Source organism: Flavivirga eckloniae (assembly GCF_002886045.1).
Classification (GTDB): domain Bacteria; phylum Bacteroidota; class Bacteroidia; order Flavobacteriales; family Flavobacteriaceae; genus Flavivirga; species Flavivirga eckloniae.
The window spans coordinates 4,325,212-4,343,588 of the sequence record NZ_CP025791.1 but is presented as its reverse complement, the minus strand read 5'-3'; the positions used below and the strand labels follow the sequence as shown (position 1 = coordinate 4,343,588).

Annotated in this window: 10 protein-coding genes; 3 read left to right on the top strand and 7 right to left on the bottom strand. The window is 35.0% G+C overall.

Annotation, left to right across the window (positions count from 1 at the left end; all coding sequences use genetic code 11):
• Positions 1 to 846: 846 nt before the first annotated feature.
• The 4 genes from C1H87_RS18005 to C1H87_RS23365 form a co-directional block, all read right to left on the bottom strand.
• A complete protein-coding gene (locus C1H87_RS18005) occupies positions 847 to 1,515 on the bottom strand; it encodes a hypothetical protein (RefSeq protein ID WP_102757148.1) in 669 nt (222 codons plus the stop codon).
• Between the two features lie 77 nt (positions 1,516 to 1,592).
• Positions 1,593 to 2,171, bottom strand: coding sequence for a Crp/Fnr family transcriptional regulator (locus tag C1H87_RS18000; protein ID WP_102757147.1), 579 nt, complete (start codon positions 2,169 to 2,171; stop codon positions 1,593 to 1,595).
• Positions 2,172 to 2,210: 39 nt separating this feature from the next.
• The gene (locus C1H87_RS17995) at positions 2,211 to 4,217 is read right to left on the bottom strand and encodes a right-handed parallel beta-helix repeat-containing protein (protein ID WP_102757146.1); all 2,007 of its coding nucleotides are present in this window, start codon (positions 4,215 to 4,217) and stop codon (positions 2,211 to 2,213) included.
• Between the two features lie 8 nt (positions 4,218 to 4,225).
• Positions 4,226 to 7,270 (bottom strand): DUF2264 domain-containing protein, encoded by a 3,045-nt coding sequence (locus C1H87_RS23365; protein WP_158655267.1) that lies wholly within the window; start codon positions 7,268 to 7,270, stop codon positions 4,226 to 4,228.
• 179 nt (positions 7,271 to 7,449) lie between these two features.
• On the opposite strand from C1H87_RS23365, the gene C1H87_RS17985 reads away from it, so the two are divergent.
• Entirely contained in the window at positions 7,450 to 9,645 is a 2,196-nt protein-coding gene (locus tag C1H87_RS17985; protein ID WP_158655266.1) for a hypothetical protein, read from the top strand.
• Between the two features lie 612 nt (positions 9,646 to 10,257).
• Here C1H87_RS17985 and budA read toward each other — a convergent pair.
• From budA to C1H87_RS17970, 3 genes are read right to left on the bottom strand one after another with little or no spacing between them, the layout of a single operon-like run.
• Positions 10,258 to 11,085 (bottom strand): acetolactate decarboxylase, encoded by an 828-nt coding sequence (gene budA / locus C1H87_RS17980; RefSeq protein ID WP_102757144.1) that lies wholly within the window; start codon positions 11,083 to 11,085, stop codon positions 10,258 to 10,260.
• Between the two features lie 12 nt (positions 11,086 to 11,097).
• Positions 11,098 to 12,918 (bottom strand): arylsulfatase, encoded by a 1,821-nt coding sequence (locus C1H87_RS17975; RefSeq protein ID WP_102758318.1) that lies wholly within the window; start codon positions 12,916 to 12,918, stop codon positions 11,098 to 11,100.
• Between the two features lie 19 nt (positions 12,919 to 12,937).
• On the bottom strand, positions 12,938 to 13,948 hold the full coding sequence (locus C1H87_RS17970; protein WP_102757143.1) for a Kelch repeat-containing protein: 1,011 nt from the start codon (positions 13,946 to 13,948) through the stop codon (positions 12,938 to 12,940).
• Between the two features lie 270 nt (positions 13,949 to 14,218).
• On the opposite strand from C1H87_RS17970, the gene C1H87_RS17965 reads away from it, so the two are divergent.
• Positions 14,219 to 17,092, top strand: coding sequence for a glycoside hydrolase family 2 protein (locus C1H87_RS17965; RefSeq protein ID WP_102757142.1), 2,874 nt, complete (start codon positions 14,219 to 14,221; stop codon positions 17,090 to 17,092).
• Positions 17,092 to 18,168, top strand: coding sequence for an SGNH/GDSL hydrolase family protein (locus tag C1H87_RS17960; RefSeq protein ID WP_102757141.1), 1,077 nt, complete (start codon positions 17,092 to 17,094; stop codon positions 18,166 to 18,168). Before C1H87_RS17965 ends, C1H87_RS17960 begins: the two co-directional genes overlap by 1 nt.
• Positions 18,169 to 18,377 lie beyond the last annotated feature (209 nt).

Below are 18,377 nucleotides of genomic sequence, written 5' to 3'. Positions count from 1 at the left end.
TGCATATCAAACAATAATTTTACAAAGATAGACACTAATTTCACGAATTACCACAAATGGTTCTAAATATAAATTATTTACAAATAAGTAAATTTAGTTTACTTATTAATAGATTAAAGTACAGAAATATAATAGAATTAAACCGGGTTTAGATTGTAAAAACAGACTGAAAGTCTGATTCGTGATTATGAATAGTATAGAGAGCTATCCATTATATTGAGGTTTTATTCGTGTAAATCCGTGTAATTCGTGTCTTGATTAAAGAGATATGGCTACACCATAGCTGACGGCGGGCAGGGAATCTCTTAAAAATTAAACATCTATTTATTAAAGTGTTGAGATTTTTCGACTTTAGTTTATGCTGAGCATAGCTGAAGTACTCAAAATGACAATTAAAGAACTTTTTAGACCCCTTCATTTAGGTATTATATAAACTTATTTAAGCTTAGTAATAACAATGTGGATTCTAGTTTTACTGAAACAAGTTCAGCACAGACTGTAGGAAAATAATCCAGCTCTCATTTAATTTGAAATAGAAAATATTTAAATCAAGTAAAATGCAAACTATTTGTCAAACTTTTTAAGTTTTACTTAAATTAGTTGAAAATTTTGTATTTTGTGGTAGTTAAAAAACAAAACCACCTCGAAGGGTGGAAAATATAAAAATATTTATTGTTTCTTATAAGCAAGCCATCTAATAACTACACTTATAATGGTTAAAGCAACCAACGAAATTAAAGTTTCGAGACTCATTTCGACTTTAAGTTTAGTAGCATGTTTTTGTTAAACATAGAAACTTATCAAAGCTGATATTCCGCCTAAAGACTATCAGCTTTTTTATGTTTGCTATCTTGATGTCAATCGTCTAATACTTGCCAAATGTGAAAGAAAAACTATGGGCACGATAACTGTTGGAAGCCATACAAACGGAAAATACGTTACCCCAATATTAGGTTGCTCAAATGCTAGTTGTTGAAATGGGGTTTGTGCACTTAATACAGCAATGGTTAATATATTAATTAAGAGCCCTAAACACAACACATTCCAAATTAGAAGTGCTTTTCGATTGAGCGTTTTTTTAACAAACATTATATAATAAATTACCGGAGCAGTAATTCCTGATATAATATCGAAGTTATAACCGCTAAATGTCATTAAATCCGGTATTAATCCAGCTATAAAAACATAGTAAAGCACAATTTCTACTGGGATTCTAACGATATGTAAAATGGTCAACCATTTTAAATTAAGACCATCTATAAATCTTCTACTTCTCTTATTGGTAAAAAGCAGTATTACAAATATGAGGACTGGTCCTAACAGCAAAGTAAATCTAGGAGGAACTGTATCTAATTTTTGATAAAACCCCAAGATACCAAGTCCGCCTACAACAACCATCCAAACGATGATACCATAAAGCGCTTTTTTATTATTAGAAGCTTTGTAAAATAGCCAAACAGAGGCCAATGTAGTTAATACAAATGCGGAAGAAGTGAACATTGAAATATTATCCATTTTAGTAGCTTTTAAATAACGTTTAAAATTATACTACCGAAACTGGATTCTTCTTGACAAAAGGCAAGAAAACAGTTTTATTTTTTCTTTCGGATTCTACTTAAAGTACTATCGGTAACCCCTAAATACGAAGCTATATGTTTTAAAGGGGTATGCTTTAATATTTCGGGTCTTGAAACCAATAATTCCTGATAACGTTTTAATGCTGTTTGATTAATCATGGCATAGTTTCTCTTTTTGGAAGCCATAAACTCTTTAACCAGAATAGCTCTTCCAAAATCTCTAAATGCTGGTTTGTTGTGAAATAGGTCGTTAAGCTCCTTATAAGAAATTCGATATCCCATACAATCTGTTATGGCTTGAATATTGGCTTCAGATTTAACCCTATTAAAAAAAGATGTTATCTCAAAAACGATATTGTTTTCTGTAAAGATATCTGTGGTAATTTCATTGCCTTCCAAATCATAAAGAAAAGTTCGCATTAAACCCTCTTGAAGATAGAGGTAATCATCACTTATTTGATGTTCTTTTAAAAGAAACTCGTCCTTTTTAATTTTTACCAAATGAAATGCATTGGCTATCTGCTTAGCCTCTGCTTCATTTATAGGGATAATTTGCCTGATAAAGTTAATTAAGGAATTTCTATTTTCTTCCATGCTTCTAATTGATACCTACTAGATAGCATAATTTTTATACTAATCAAAATCGGGATTATAATAAATGGAAATGAGCCCGGGCAAATCCGAATTCCAACCTGCACTCGAAAAACTTTGCAGATGAATATCTTTTGATGTTATTAATGCCTTATTCGAACTTGAAAAGTTACCTTCCATAACACCTTGTAATTCTGGTGATTCAAATACTGTCCCATCTAAAGCCTTTAATGGCTTTTTCTTTACAAGCTCGTATTGTGCCAACTGGTTTAAGTTTATCGTATCTGACACACTATAAAAAATGTTGTTCTCCCAAGATGTTATTCCAATTGCAGACGAATAGCTTTTCATAACCCTATTGGATTCTTTCTTAACAAAATCGGGCGAACTTTTATCTGGTCCCTTAAAATCAATAGAGTTGGCTATTAAAATGTTCTTTTTAAAGCTTAAATCGGATGAGTTGGCATAAGCTATAACTTGATCTCCTTCATCAATAAAAATATTGTTCTCGTACCTGCACGCTTTTGTCATATGCGCTTGAACTGGCACCATAGCGTTATAGGAAACATTATGTTCTACAACACAATTTTTACAGCCTTCATCTAAGTAATAGGCATATACTTTTATTCCAGAATCAGGCTTAGAAAGCACAACATTATTCCTAACCACAGTGTTTTTATGACCAAACATATAAATAGCACCACCATCCTGCATAAACGTTTTAATATTATGGATAATATTGCCTTCAACCAGAGAATTACTACCTATCCCGTTTATACCACAATACGGCATATTATATATTTCGTTATGACTTATCGTGTTACTGTCTCCATTACCAATAATACCAACTGCACTGCTATATACCAAACCAATATCATGCAGTTTATTATTATTAATCTTTACATTTTTCCCTCTATAACTTATAGCTCCTGCTCCACAGTTTTTTATATCACAGCCATTAATACTTACATCTTTTCCAGAAAACTTTACTCCCCAGCCTCCAACATTTTTAATGGTTAAATTTTCCAATGAGATATTACGTATGTCTTTTCCGCTAATAGCTCCTTCAAATTTAAGTGCCGCATAACCTCCTGTTACCAATTTGGTTGTGGTTGATGCCAATGTAAACCCAGAAATGGTCACATTTTTAATACCGTTATTAAATTTTATAATATTCTGAAAACGAGGCACTACGATTTCCAATTCTGAAATGGACTCTCCTTCTTTTGGCCAATAGTACAAACGCTCTCTTGTTCTATCCAAATACCAACTACCGGGTTTCGTCATACCTTCAACAGTATTCCAAACCACATAAGTTTGTGCATTGGGATTTCTTTTGGCAAAAGCACCCGGTGGATGCTGACTTTCATTATCAAAATGCAATATGTTATTCGCTACATCATGCCCCTTTAAACCTACTAAAGTTTCATCCCATTCGTGATAAATGGTTAACTCCGCATTATTAACATCCAAGGTTTCACTTAAGTCTTCGGGGTTATACTTTAGTGTTGTTTTCTCTAACTGCGTAGGTTTTCTTTCCCAGCCGCCTGCTTCAGATGAAAGCCATCTCACATCAAATTCATTTAAATGCGTAAAAGCACCCTTTTCTGGAAATCTTGCACGTTCTCTTATTTCGCCATTTACCTCAACAACTCTAAAATCCCACTCTCTATGTCTTGTACCAGCTACATCTGCATAAACAAAGTCGCCTTCTGCCTTAAAATTGGTTATTTTTTGTCCACCATACAGAATTGGCTTTTTATCACCTTCTGCCCTTAGGGTTAAATTAGAATCGCTTCTTCCTAACTCCAAGTTCACATTAAAATAGCTTCCTTCCTTGACTACAATGTTTTTTTCTCCGTTGCTTTTTCGTGATTCGGCTAAAGCCTTTTCTATGGTTAAGAACGGTTCAGCTTCAGATCCTATATTAGTATCTAAACCCGTAGTACTAACATATAAAAAAAGTGGATCTTGTTTTTCGCAACTAAAAATTAGCAATACCAAAACGGCAGAACAAGCAAATAATAAAAATCTGGGCTTAAACTTCATGATATGGTTTAATGAGATATTTCTCTTTTCGTATTATCTGAACTTGTAATAGTAACTTTTCCCTTTTTTGCTTTTATTTTTTTAACAACTGTCAACTCATTATCTGTAAAAGGTTCTCCGGATTTTTTCCAAAGCATAGCCGTTATATATAAGTTGTTCTTGTTCGAACGCTTATAATTAGCAGCTACATTTATTACAGTACTTTCTTTGGTTTCTGGGTGAATATCTGTGGATGTAATTGTTTTAATAGCATCCCATCCTTTTATGGGTATTAAGGCTAACTGGTATTCGCCATTATCTATAATATGAACCTCTTTTCCGTTTACTTCCCGAACTTTTTTAGAAATATAACCGTTAATATGTGCTAAGGCATAATGTCCTAAGCTAAAAGAAACGTTCTTGTCTGCTTCTACTTTATCAACTCTTAAAATACCATTACTTAAAGGAATATCTGCCAATTGAACGGCAACATTCTCCATATATTCCGAAGACAGCTTTCTATAATACACGCCATCTTCAAACTTTTTGAAATCGTAAATATGACCTGGCTCGAACGGATATTCTTCTTGGTTTGTTTTAAAAACATAATTCATTGAGACTGTTCCTGCCGTATTGTCTGCCTGCCATGGAAACGCTGAATTATAAGATAACTTGTTATAATTTTCGCTTGATCTAAAAGGTTCTTTTATACCAATTCTTGGTACATTACACCAAGCTCTAATTTCCGATGCTCCAATATCTTTATAATTGGTGACCATAATTTCCGATCCTTTATAAAACCTATTGGTAACCGTAGTGTTTTTCAATTCATTTTCCCATACGCCATTATTCTCTTCTGCTGACCAAAATTTACTCTCTTCGGGAGACAATAGGCTTAAAAACGATTTGGCCATCCAGAACACACTACCACGACAACTGTAATATTGCGTAGACGGATCGAAAGCACCATAAAAACCTAATGTTGGAATGCGGTCTTTCATAAATTCAGGGTGTTGTAAAAATTGTAATAAAACGCCCGAAGAGGTTCTTCTTAAAGCGCCCCAATTTGCATCTAGTAAATCGTCCTCATAAAAGCCTAGCAACGGAAAAGGGCTTACTGATGCCAATCTGTACGTTATGCTTCTGCCCCACATAATCATTTTACCATCTTCACTAAACATATATGGATAGTTTTCTGCCATTGGCAAAAAGTTTTCCTTGAATTTTTTAGCTATTTCTGGATAGTATTTATTTCCAAACAACTCAGACCAAACGGGTCCGTACATTTGAAATGCCCACATACTGTAATAATCGTATGCCGGGTTATCGTTGTACCAACCATCTCCTCTGTAATGATCTAACGATTTATTTAAATATTCTTCTAATAACTTCTCGTTTACTGTATACCCTCTATCTTTAAAGAAACTCAACACAAAAATGTTGAAGAATTTCCAATTAGAAGGCACTGTTGCCCCATCTGCATAGCTAATCATTTTACGGGCAAGGGTGTCCTTTTGTTCCTGTGTAAGAGGATCCCATAAAACTTCCGGTACCGAAAACATAGACATAGATAAAGCTCCAAACTCCACCAATACTTGCCCTGGCCAATCTTTAGTATTATCTGGTATAAACGACGGATGATTTTCGTCTAACAGGTTTAAGATATTTTGTTGGTAATAATCTGCTATTTTTATACCATTAACTACCAACTCCGGATTTTCTTTTAATAGTGGTGCTGCCACAAATAAGGTGCGGCACAATCCTTCGAGTTTTTCTGTTGGAATTTGGCTATCATACCTTGGATATCCAACAGTTCCTATTTTGGGAAACTTTAAAGCATCGTCGTTTGTCTTTATATAACTAAAAGCGCCTTCTAGCATATACAAAGCTGCATCTTTCCAATGCTTTCTTGTCATTCCTGTTTTTGGGCTTTTTTTATAATCTGGTTCAGATAGTTGAAAAATTGGCTGTCCGCCTACCATCTTATAAACTTCCGATCCTGCTGCTAAAAAAGCACCCGAACCGTAAACTTCTGTTTTATCTGGCCATGCTTTTCCCGGTGCTGCACCAATGGGTTGTACATACCCCAACATGCCATCTTTAGTAATATGCCCTCTTAAGCAATTCCACGCTTTTTCAATATGTGGTACATAGGTTTCTCTATCTAAAAGTCCATGGTTAACTCCCCAAGCCAATCCAAAAGTGAAAAACGACGTTCCGCTTGTTTCTGGTGTTGGGTATATATCGTGACCTAATAAACTCATGGCCCAATGTCCTTCTGGTGTTTGAATAGCAATAAGTTTTTTGGCCATCTTTAAATAAATGTCTTTGAAGTATTCATATTCTTTCGAACCGGGTTTGTATTCATCCATCAACAAGGTTAAACCTCCAAAAACCCATCCATTTCCACGAGACCAGAATATTTTTTTACCATGATCTAACTTTCCAATAAAACTATTATCTCTATAAAACAGATTCTCTTCTTCATCAAATAAGTGATCGCGGGTAACCTCATACTCCTTCATCATAAAATCCGAATACTTTTGTTCTCCGGTAATGTTGGTTAACTTCGCCCATATTGGGGGCGCCATAAACAGTGCGTCGCACCATGTCCATCTTTCCAGGTGCTTGTAATTATCTAATGTTATAGGCTGTTTACTCGGGTTTTCGAATACAAAATCAATCCCTTTTTGCGTGGGTTTTAACATAGCAGAGTCTCCATATTTTCGAAATAACTCTATATACATCTGACCTACGGTATGGTCGTCTGCCATATACTTTCTATGATATAGTTTCCATTTCTGTTCCTCTCCTACTTTTCTTAACCACTTCCAATAACGGTCATCTTTTGCCATTTCGGCATACTTCACCATACCAACATACAAAGCACCATTCGTCCAATCGGCAATATGGTGAGGCTCTTCCCGACCACTGTAGGTCTCTCTAAAATGTTCTATTTGCCAATCGGCAACACGTTTCATTTCATTTCTTACCGAAACCGGATTGATAGATTGACCTTTAGAAGAAAAAGGTATTATTAAGAAAATAATTAAAAAGGCTCTTAAAATGTTCATAAATTAAAAAGTAAAAATATTATCGTATCAAAGTACTAAAAAATAACAGTACTGTTATATTTTAAATCCATGTTAAGTAAGCAAGAAGTGTCCTATTATACACAACAAATGTTTTTTTTATATTTCTGAATCCCCATATTACTTACATTTACTTACCATCAACCATATATTTCTTCACGATGAAACATATTGTATCTATATTTATCATCCTATTCGCATTGATGTCATGCTCAAGCGAAAAACCCGTTAAAATAGAATATGACACTGCTATTCCTCAAGTGGATTTTGCTGTAAAAGATTTAACCAAAGCGCTTCAATTAAAGTCATATAATATAAGTGATCAAGCAAGTTTTACTATTAAATTTGAGCTTGAGGAAAAATCCAGTGAAAAACAAGGGTTTAATATCGAAAAAATTTCAGATTCTGAAATTATAATAAAATCTGCCGATGTAAATGGCTTAATGTACGGTGGTTTAGAGCTTGCCGAATTAGTTAGAATTGGCGAAGATATACATGCTATTACCAAAATAGAAGACAACCCTTATATTGAAAAAAGAGGGATAAAGTTTAATATTCCTCTGGATGTTAGAACATCTAGCTTTGATGATTCTGGAGATGCCGCCCAAAACAACATAGCCGAGATGTGGAATTTGGAATTCTGGGAACAGTTTTTCGATAACATGGCGCGTCATAGATACAACATGATTTCTTACTGGAATGCGCATCCTTTTTCTTCAATGGTCAAGTTAGACGATTACCCCGATGTAGCACTACAGGATGTCTGCGGAACAACTATTAAACCTCAAGAAAACGGAAATTATTGGAATGTTCCGGAAATGCCCAGCAGTAAGATTATTGCCAACTTAAAGGTTCTTAAAAAGATGACCATAGATGAAAAGATCGTGTTTTGGCAAAAGGTTATGAGGCATGCAAAAAATAGGGGGATTGATGTATATTTTATTACTTGGAATATTTGTTTAAATGGTGCTTCGCCACCGGGACCTAATTCTGAGAATGAAGGTTTAATAGGGAAGTACGGTATTACAAACGATTATAAAAACGACATTAGTAAAGATTATTTACGCAAGTCTGTAAAACAATTTCTTTTAAACTATCCTGATGTTACTGGAATTGGAGTTACTGCCGGCGAAAATATGCGAACTCCTATGACCGATGATGATAAGGAAAAATGGCTCTGGGAAACCTATGGGCTAGGTATTTTAGATGCTAAAAAAATTCAAACGGACAGAACGGTAAACTTTATTCATAGATTTTGGTGGACAGATTTTAAATATATTAATAAATATTGGGGGAAATATCCAGACCCTTTAGACATGAGTTTTAAATACTCTAAGGCTCATATGTATTCTGCCGTGAACCCGCCTTTTTATAAATCCTTTTCGGAATGGATGAAGGAACACAATCTTAAATCTTGGTGGAACCTTAGGAATGACGATATTTTTATCCACCGCTGGGGTGACCCTAAATTTGCGAGCGATTTTATTAAACATTTGCCTTTTGATCAAACGGCCGGTTACCATATGGGATCGGATGGTTATGTTTGGGGACGTGAGTTTATTAGCAAACAGCCCGAAACCCCAAGACAACTGGAAATTAACAAACATTGGTACAAATTTATGCTTTGGGGAAGATTGGGGTACAATCCTGATATTCCACAGAATAGATTTCAGCAAATTATAGCTTCAAAATTTCCTGAAACCAATGCCGAACTCTTAATGAATACCTGGGCAGAGGCTTCTAAAATAATACCTCAGGTTTCCCGATTTGTTTGGGGCGATTGGGATTACCATTGGCAACCGGAAGCTTGTATGGAAACATGGAACAATTTAAAGCCTGTTGACAAATTTAGAACCAACCCTACTATGGAAGGCAGTGGTATTTTAAATGTTTCCGATTACGTTAAAGCCGTTCTGAACAATGAGGATATCAAATTATTAACGCCACTTGATGTTATAAGCAATCTGGAAACGTATGCTTCTAATTCAATTAAAAACGCCAATACACTGTTAGCTGGAGTCTCCAATAAAGAGTTAAGACAAACGTTGTTGGATATTAAATCTATGGGTTTTTTAGGAGAATACTATGCACATAAGATTAGTGCAGCGGTTGAGTTGGAGTTTTACAAAAACAATGGTGGGCTTCCCCATAAAAACAACGCTATAGCAGATTTAGAAAAGGCTGTAGCAAGCTGGGAAAAATACACCAATATTAATATACAGAGATATGAACGCCAAAACTTTGCCCGTTTAAGGACGTTCGATTGGGAACTCCAATTGGAAGCTGTAAAAAAGGAAATTGATTTTGCTAAAAATATCAAGACTTACGAAGAAGAAAAGACTTTAAACAAAACATAATATCTGTTTTTATATTTAACGTCAGTTCAACATATTTAATACTGATAATCAGTTTTTTGAGAGCTTTTAAAGATAGACACTAATTTCACGAATTATCACAAATGGTTCTAAATATAAATTGTTTACAAATAAGTAACCATTATTTACTTATTAATAAATTAAAACACAGAAATATAATAGAAATAAATCGGGCTTGGATTGTAAAAACAGACTGAAAGTCTGATTCGTGATTATGAATAGCATCGAGAGCTATTCATAATATTGAGGTTTTATTCGTGTAAATCCGTGTAATTCGTGTCTTGATTAAAAAGATGTGGGTACACCGTAGCTGCCAGCAGGCAGGTGCAGGGATAGCAAACAACTGTATTTCAATGTTTTAATTTAACGCAAACTCGATTTAATAATTATTGATTTTCAATTAGTTAAGAGTTTTTAAGTCAGGTTGAGCGCAGTCGAAACCTCTTTATTTATTGATGCTAAAAAGTTCTCGACTGCGCTCGAACAGACATAAATTTCCTTAACTAAACGACATTGCCCTTGAGGGGACAATTTTACCGAGTGAGATTCTTCCCTTACAATACACTGTGCTAGAGTTTCTAAATCTCTTTTCTCTTAATTCTTTTTATATTGAAACTGCTTGTCGAAACCAACCTTTCTATAAGCATCGGTATTAGGCAAAACAAACTGGTATTCGTACATTTCGTCAATAGAAACATCTAACGATACGGCGTTAAACGCCATAACATGTCCTCCAAACTTTTTATCGTCTGAAATAAAATGTAAATGATAGCCTGCCACATTTATATCACCAATAAATTGGGGACAATAAAAGCCTACCATAGTCCCCTCAATATTTTCTGCCTTAAAAATAGGTCTATTCGGAATTAGCACATCCAAACCTTCTTTAAACGGAGGTTCTTGTTTATTTAAACCGCCACATTTAATGTTTTTAAACGTTCCGTGAATCTTAAAACCATAAAACATGTTTTTGGTAGGAAGGTGTTTATTTATTTCACCCCTTAAAGCGTCGTAGTTTATGGAATCTGTCACCTTAAAGGATATATCCTCATCAAAAAAAGTAGCATTTACATACACAATCTTATCAGCATCATCGGCAATGCTAACTACACCATCTTCGGTAGCACGGTACGGCACTCCATCGAGCATAATCAACTCACCATCAAGTTTTGTATAAGACCCTAAGCCAATATCGCCCTTTGTTTTTAATTTGGATACTGTTAAATCCCCTTCAAAAACTTTATTTACAAAGGCATACCATATGGAATAATGATAGAACAAATCACGCTCAACAACCGGTTTCTCTGTCACTACAGGTTCGCTAGTTACATTAACATCTTGTTCTTGTTTACAAGCACTACTCAAAAAGAGCATTAAAAGGGCACAAGCAGTAAATAAAAAAGGGATTTTTTTAGGTATCATTTTTATTAGGTTTTACATCTTTTTAACGTATACATAGTAAGCCACATTTTCTTCACCTTTGGCATTTAAAAAATTTGCCGTTAACTCCGTTCTTCCTGGTTTTAAATGCACTTTAAAATCTGCCGATTTATCGGTTTCGGTTACTTTTACACGGTCACTTATTTGATCTCCTATTTTTATAGAAGCCTCTGTAAAGTTTAAGTTAACGCCTTCTGGAATACCAAATTGCAATCCGGGAAGCTCTTCTGTGGTTACTTTAGGCACAGTTGTATTTATTAATAAATCGGATTCTTCGGGGTATCTCCTTAAAGAAATCTCATAATCACCTTCATTTTTCACATCAATACACCAATAACCAGATCCTACATTTCCTTTTCTAATCTGTAACTGATTCCAAGGATAGTCTTCTTTAGAAGAATGAACATCATGTGCCGTTAAAGCAACTGGGTTTTCTTCTTCAATACCAATTTTAAAGAAGATTTGTTCGTTAAATTTACCAGACGTACGTGTCCACCATTCCTCATAAAAACGACGCATAGCCTCTACTCTTTCCGGATATTGAGCTGCTATATCATTCGATTGGCTTTTATCATCCTCAATATTATAAAGTTCTGCACCATTAATTAAGCGCCATTTATTCTGCATAACAGAGCAGTTTTTCCACTTTACAGGCACTTCCATGCGTTGTGAATCTGTAACCAACATTCTATTGTTGTAACTTTGAGTTCCACCAAGCATTGGCACCAAACTTTCCCCATGAATTTCTAAATGATCCTTAGGTAATTTCAAGCCGCACAACTCGGCTAATGTTGGCAAAATATCTATTTGAGCAGTTAGCTCATTAATATCTTTAGAAACATTTATATTGCCGTTTTTCCAATGAATAAAAAATGGCACTCTGTGGCCACCTTCATATTCACTCCCTTTAGTACCTCGCATTTCGGCATTATACCCAGTAATTTTTCCGTTCTTATCATAGTAACCAGAAGACGTTCCGTTATCCGTCATAAAAATTAAAATGGTATTATCTGCAATATTCAGTTCCTTTAATGTACTTCTTAATTTTCCAAAATTATCATCAACATTGGTAATCATTCCATAAAAACGTTTTTGGGTATCTGCTAAAACATCATCTCCCAAATCCTTATACATGTTGTAGTAGTTCACAGGTACATTATATGGTCCATGTGGCGCATTTGTTGAAATATAACAAAAGAACGGGTCTTCTTTATTGGATTGAATAAATTTGATAGCCTCATCGAAAAACACATCTGTACAATACCCTTGATATTTAACAGGGGTTCCATTTTTAAAATACGTATCGTCAAAATAATCGTTGCCCCAATAATCTGGTGTTTGCTGAACACCTCCACCGTAATGCATAACGGTTTCCTGAAAACCACGATCGTGCGCTCTAAACGGATAATTATCTCCCATATGCCACTTACCAAAAGCTCCTGTTTTATAACCGTTTTCTGTAAACATATCTGCCATTGTCTTTTCATCCTCTCTTAACAAAGACCGCCCTCCTACGGTATGCCAAACCCCTGTACTGTTGGCAAATCTTCCCGTCATTAACCCAGATCGGGTTGGTGCACATGTTGGATTAACATGAAAATCTGTTAAATGGTAACTTTCACTATAAAAACCATCAATATTGGGTGTTTTTATCACCTTGTTCCCGTGGGCCGCGATATCCCCGTACCCCTGATCGTCTGTGATTACTATAATTACATTTGGTTTTTTAGTTTCCTTTGTTTCTTCTTCTTTTTTTGTTTTACAACCTGTAAAAACGAAAACAACTAGTAGTGCTATTATTTTAGCTAACTTCATTAAGAACATATTTTTATGATTAGTATTTTTCCATGGTATCTAACTCTGGCGAGCCGCCCCGATTACCACAACCAGAAGCTATGTATATATTATTATTAAACAGAAAGGCTCCTGTACCGTGTCTACCTTGCAATAAGGGAGGGTAATTATGCCATGTATGGCTTTTGGTATTCAACCCTTCAACTTCGTTATGTGCTTTTTGCTGATTAATCGACTCTCCGCCTATAACCAAAACATCGTCGTGGTATAACAACGCTATATTACCTGCTCGTTGGGTTGGAATTTCTTTGTCCAACGTTACCCATGTTTTCGTTTTTATATCGTAAACATCTACCTCGCCTATGGTTTCGTTAAATGTTGCGTTAGGCGCTTTAGATAAACGTCCGGCCAGCACATAAATCTTATTATCACTTTCTACAGCCTGAAAATGATCTCTCGCTCTCGGTGCATCTGGGAGTACCTCCCATGCGCCAGTTTTAAGGTTATAGCTATCCAGCCATTTTTTATGACCACTTATATGGCCATTGCTAATACCACAGGATATGTATACGACCCCATCTTTTAAAACATTTCCTGTAGAGCCTCTTAATCTGTCTTTAGGGATAGCATCACCTTTTACCCAAGTATCTGTAGTTGTATTGTACATGTAAACATACTCTACGGGAGTCTCTGCGGGGTACTTCCCCGTTAAAGCTCCAATAATGTATATATTATCTTGAAATGCAATAGGTTGAAAGTGATGAAATTCTATTGGAGGCTTTTTACCAGAAGTCCATTTTTGGGTCTTTGTATCAAAAATACTTACGTGCCTTATTCCTCTTCCTCCCAATAAAAAAAACTTATCGCCTACATTTACAAAAGCAGCCTCATGCCTTGCTATTGGTGCTGAACCATCTGGCGCAACAACCGGGCTCCATGATTTTTGAGACTCGATAACATCCTGCTTTTTATTTTGCTCTGGTTCCTGTGCTTTACATGAAAAAAAAAAAACAAAAAACAGTACTATTATAACCGAATTACTTTTAATCATATTTTTTAGCTTTATAACATTATAGTCTTTAATATAAAATAAAACTACATATTATCGGACGGATCATTTATTAAATATGGTCTATAATGTATATCAAATGTTTTTTAAGAAAAAAACATTCACCTTTTAGTAACTCGTTATTTTTTTCTCCTAGCACTAAAAAAAACCATTTGATATACATTAAAAAACCATACACCATACTGCCTTTCTGTAAATTAAATACTTTAGTTTCTACTATTTTATTCAATTAACCCCCTTAAAATGTAGCTTATGCATAAGTTCAAATTAGCTAGCTTGTTTTTCTTTTTCGCAGCGCTTTTAATAGCCCAAACTAATAATTTACCCAAAGGCTATTTAAATACAGACCGCACAAAAACCAATATTAATGAAAACTGGAAATTTTATTTAGGATCGCCAGATAAACATCCCGGCAGCATCGATTTTGATGATTCCAAATGGGAAAAAGTTTCAATTCCGCATACCTTAGAGTTGGTTTCTTATGAATTAGATAGCATTAATGAAACCTGGGTACAGGAGAATTACTTGAGAAAAATTGGCTGGTACAGAAAATCGATTAAAATCGATTCTGATCATTCAAAAAAAGTGTTTATTGAATTTGAGGGGGTACATAATGCAACCGAACTTTGGGTAAATGGTAAAAATATTGGGACTTATGCGGTTAATGGTTACATTCCTTTTCATTTCGATATCACAGACCATGTTAGGTTTGGTAAAGAAAACATCATAGCAATTAAGGCAGATAATAGTTTTAACAAAACTATTGCTCCAGATCCTCATAGAAGCGATTATGTAAAATTTGGTGGTCTATACCGCGATGTGTATTTAGTAACATCCAATAAACTGCACGTTACATTTAATTGGGAAGATTTTGATGCTGGGGTGCACATTACAACACCAACCGTAAACAAAAACAATGGAACCGTTTCTGTAAAAACAACAGTGGCTAACGAAAACCCTGAATTAAAAACATGTAGAATAGAAACCTATATTATCGATTCCAATGGCTATGTGCTTAAAAAACTAACCAGCTCTGCAAATATTAACCCAAATACCAATTATACGTTTAGGCAAACGACCACCATTGAGGATAATTTTAATTTATGGTCGCCTGATTCGCCATATTTATATAGAGCCTATTCCGTAATATACGATGATGATACTCCAGTTGATTTTGTAGAAAACACCTTTGGTTTTAGAACTTTTTCGTTAGAAAAAGGCAAAGGTTTTGTTCTAAATGGGGAGCCCTTATTTTTAGTAGGTGCCAACCGACATCAAAACTATCCGGTTATTGGGGATGCTGTTCCAAATTCATTTCATCGTAACGAAGCATTGCAATACAAAAAAGCTGGCTTGAATATTATAAGATTATCGCATTACACACAAGATGATGCTTTTATACAAGCCTGTGATGAACTGGGTATAATTGTTTACGAAGAAGTCTCCACTTGGATAGAATGGGACGATAAAGCCTGGTTTGATAAGTTAGATACTGCCACCAGGGTTATGATACGTAACCACAGAAACCACCCTTCTATCATGTTTTGGGGAGCTGGGATAAACCATAGAGGACCTGTACCAAGAATGCAAACCGTAGCTAAAGAGGAAGACCCTTTTAGGTTAACTGCTTCTGCTTCCAGTGCTTGGAACGGTGTTAAAAACGAGGGCATTACAGATATTCATGCTACCATGGATTATAGAAGGTCTGAGTTTCCCGAATCGGCCTTTACTATGGTTATGGAACATGGTTGTTCTCCTAATTCTGAAACCAATCAATTTCACATTTCTAGATACAAAGCCAATAAAAACAATATTGCTGCTATTGCCTGGTTAGGTGCCGATTATAATCACCTGCAAAAAAACATGGATAAGGTTGAAAGGGATTATATGACAACTTATGGCATCTTATCGGCTTATAGAATTCCAAAGCCTGTTTATTATTGGTATCAATCAGAATTAGTACAAAACCCTATAGTTCATATTGGAGACGAAACTGCTTCAACAAATGGCAAAGTTCGTATTTATAGTAACTGTCAGGAGGTGAAATTATATCATAACAACAAGCCTATTGCTTCCCAAAAGCCAGATAGCGATTTAATTAAATCGAGCTTAAATCACCCCTCGTTCACTTTTAATTACAATTGGAAAGATGGTCAATTAAAAGCTGTTGGTTATAATCATGGAAAAGCAATCACCTCGCATACAAGAGAAAAACAACAAACGCCTTATCGTATAAAAGTTGAATTCAATATTACAGACCAACCTTTTTATACAGGCGGATCCGACTTAAGATTGGCACATGCTTATATTATAGATAAAAACGGTGAAACGGTAACTTCTGCCAAAAACAATGTTGAATTTTCAATTTCGGGAGAAGGCGAATTAGTCGATAATGGTAAAATTTATGCCAACCCAGCTGTAGCATACAACGGTGTGGCGTCAATTTATGTTAGAGCTACAGATTATGTTGGAACGATTAAGGTTACAGCAAAATCTAAAGGGTTAAAGCCTAATACAGCTTCAATAGCTACTAAAAAATACAATCCTAATGAATTAGAAAATTCGGCTAAACCGATTTATAACTACCCTATTTCGAAAGTAGATATTGGCGGAGAAAACCAGTTAGTCCAATTTGAATGGGATGCATGGGCGGGGCATTCTAACGAAGACCTAACCTATACCATTTCCGATTACAATGCCCATATAAAAGTTAACGCTAACAATAGTGAAAATATAAAATGGTTTGGTGATAATGCAGCCATGTTAGGCGATTTGAGTTTTGTAGGTACAGATGGTCTGTATAACGAAAAAGGGAATTTAGAGTTAACTATTTCCAATCTTAAAGCTGGCAATTATTATCTGGAAACATACCACCATACCAGAATAGGCGACAAGAAATTAGCCAATAAAATTGAAGTTACCATTAACGATGACAATGGTAAATTAACAAAGATTGCAGACGATCATATTGTAAATTACTATATAAACAACAACACAGGAGAGCGCAAGCCTTTACATATTAAATCGATTATTAAATCTAACGGAGACCAGGTTAAAATAGCGTTCAAGAACCTCGAAAATGGTCATCTTTGGTTGAATGGATTCATTTTAAAACAACTTAAATAATGAAAAACATCGTAGCTTATTCCATAATACTGTTCTTACTAGTTAGCTGTAAAACTTCCCATTTAATCTCGGTTAGCCATACAGATAAAAGAATAACATACGAGGGACGAATCGGTCAAAATGAAGGTAATACAGCTTCAGAAATATATTGGTCTGGATCATCAATTAAAATTAATTTTGAAGGAACTACGGCAAAAGCAACTTTAGAAGATGAAAACGGCGAAAATTATTTCAACATTATTATTGATGGTACCGAGTTTGAAACCTTAAAACTAAGCGCGGGAAAGCACACTTATACACTTGCTGAGAATTTACCTTTTGGCAAACATTCGGTTGAACTAACCAAAAGAAACGAATGGACTTACGGAACTACTCGTTTTTATGGTTTCGACATTATGGGGTCTCAAATACTTCCGGCAGATAAAGAAAAGCCCATTTTCATTGAATTTTATGGCGATTCAATTACAACAGGGCATGGCAATGAAGATTATTCGGGAGAAGACAAACCAGAAGGCAACGTTACCAACAACTATAACACGTATGCCGCCATGACGGCTCGCAACATTAATGCGGAATATGCTTGTATTGCACGAGGAGGTATAGGAATTATGGTAAGCTGGTTTAATATGATTATGCCCGAAATGTATTATAGACTCAATCCGAATGATGCCAACAGCAAATGGGATTTTTCCAAGAAACAAGCAGACATCATGGTTGTTAACCTATTTCAAAATGATTCCTGGATTGTAAACCACCCCGAGCACGAAGAGTTTAAACGAAGGTTTAAAAACGAAAAGCCCAACGAAGAACAAATTGTACAGGCATACAGTACTTTTATAAAAATACTACGAGACAAAAACCCTACTGCTAACATGGTGTGTGTTCTGGGCAATATGGATATAACTAAAAAAAGTTCGCCTTGGATGAATTATGTTCAAAAAGCAGTTAGCAACCTAAATGACAAAAAAATTCATACCTGTTTTGTGCCATATAAAAATTCGGAGGGGCACCCAAAAGTTGAGGAACATATTACCATTTCAAAAAAGTTAACCCAACTAATAAAGAGTATAAAATAACGATTAACACATAAAACTTTTAAATCCTACTTTTTTTTCGCGATTTAAATTTGGTATAGCCTTTAAAAAACAGAAATTATCATATAAAAAGTACGAAAATACTGTAAATGAACAAGATAACACCCATTTATTTAGCTTTATAAAAAAAATAAAAACCCATTTGTTATATAGTTTTCAACATTCGACACTTTACAAAACCCAACAAAATT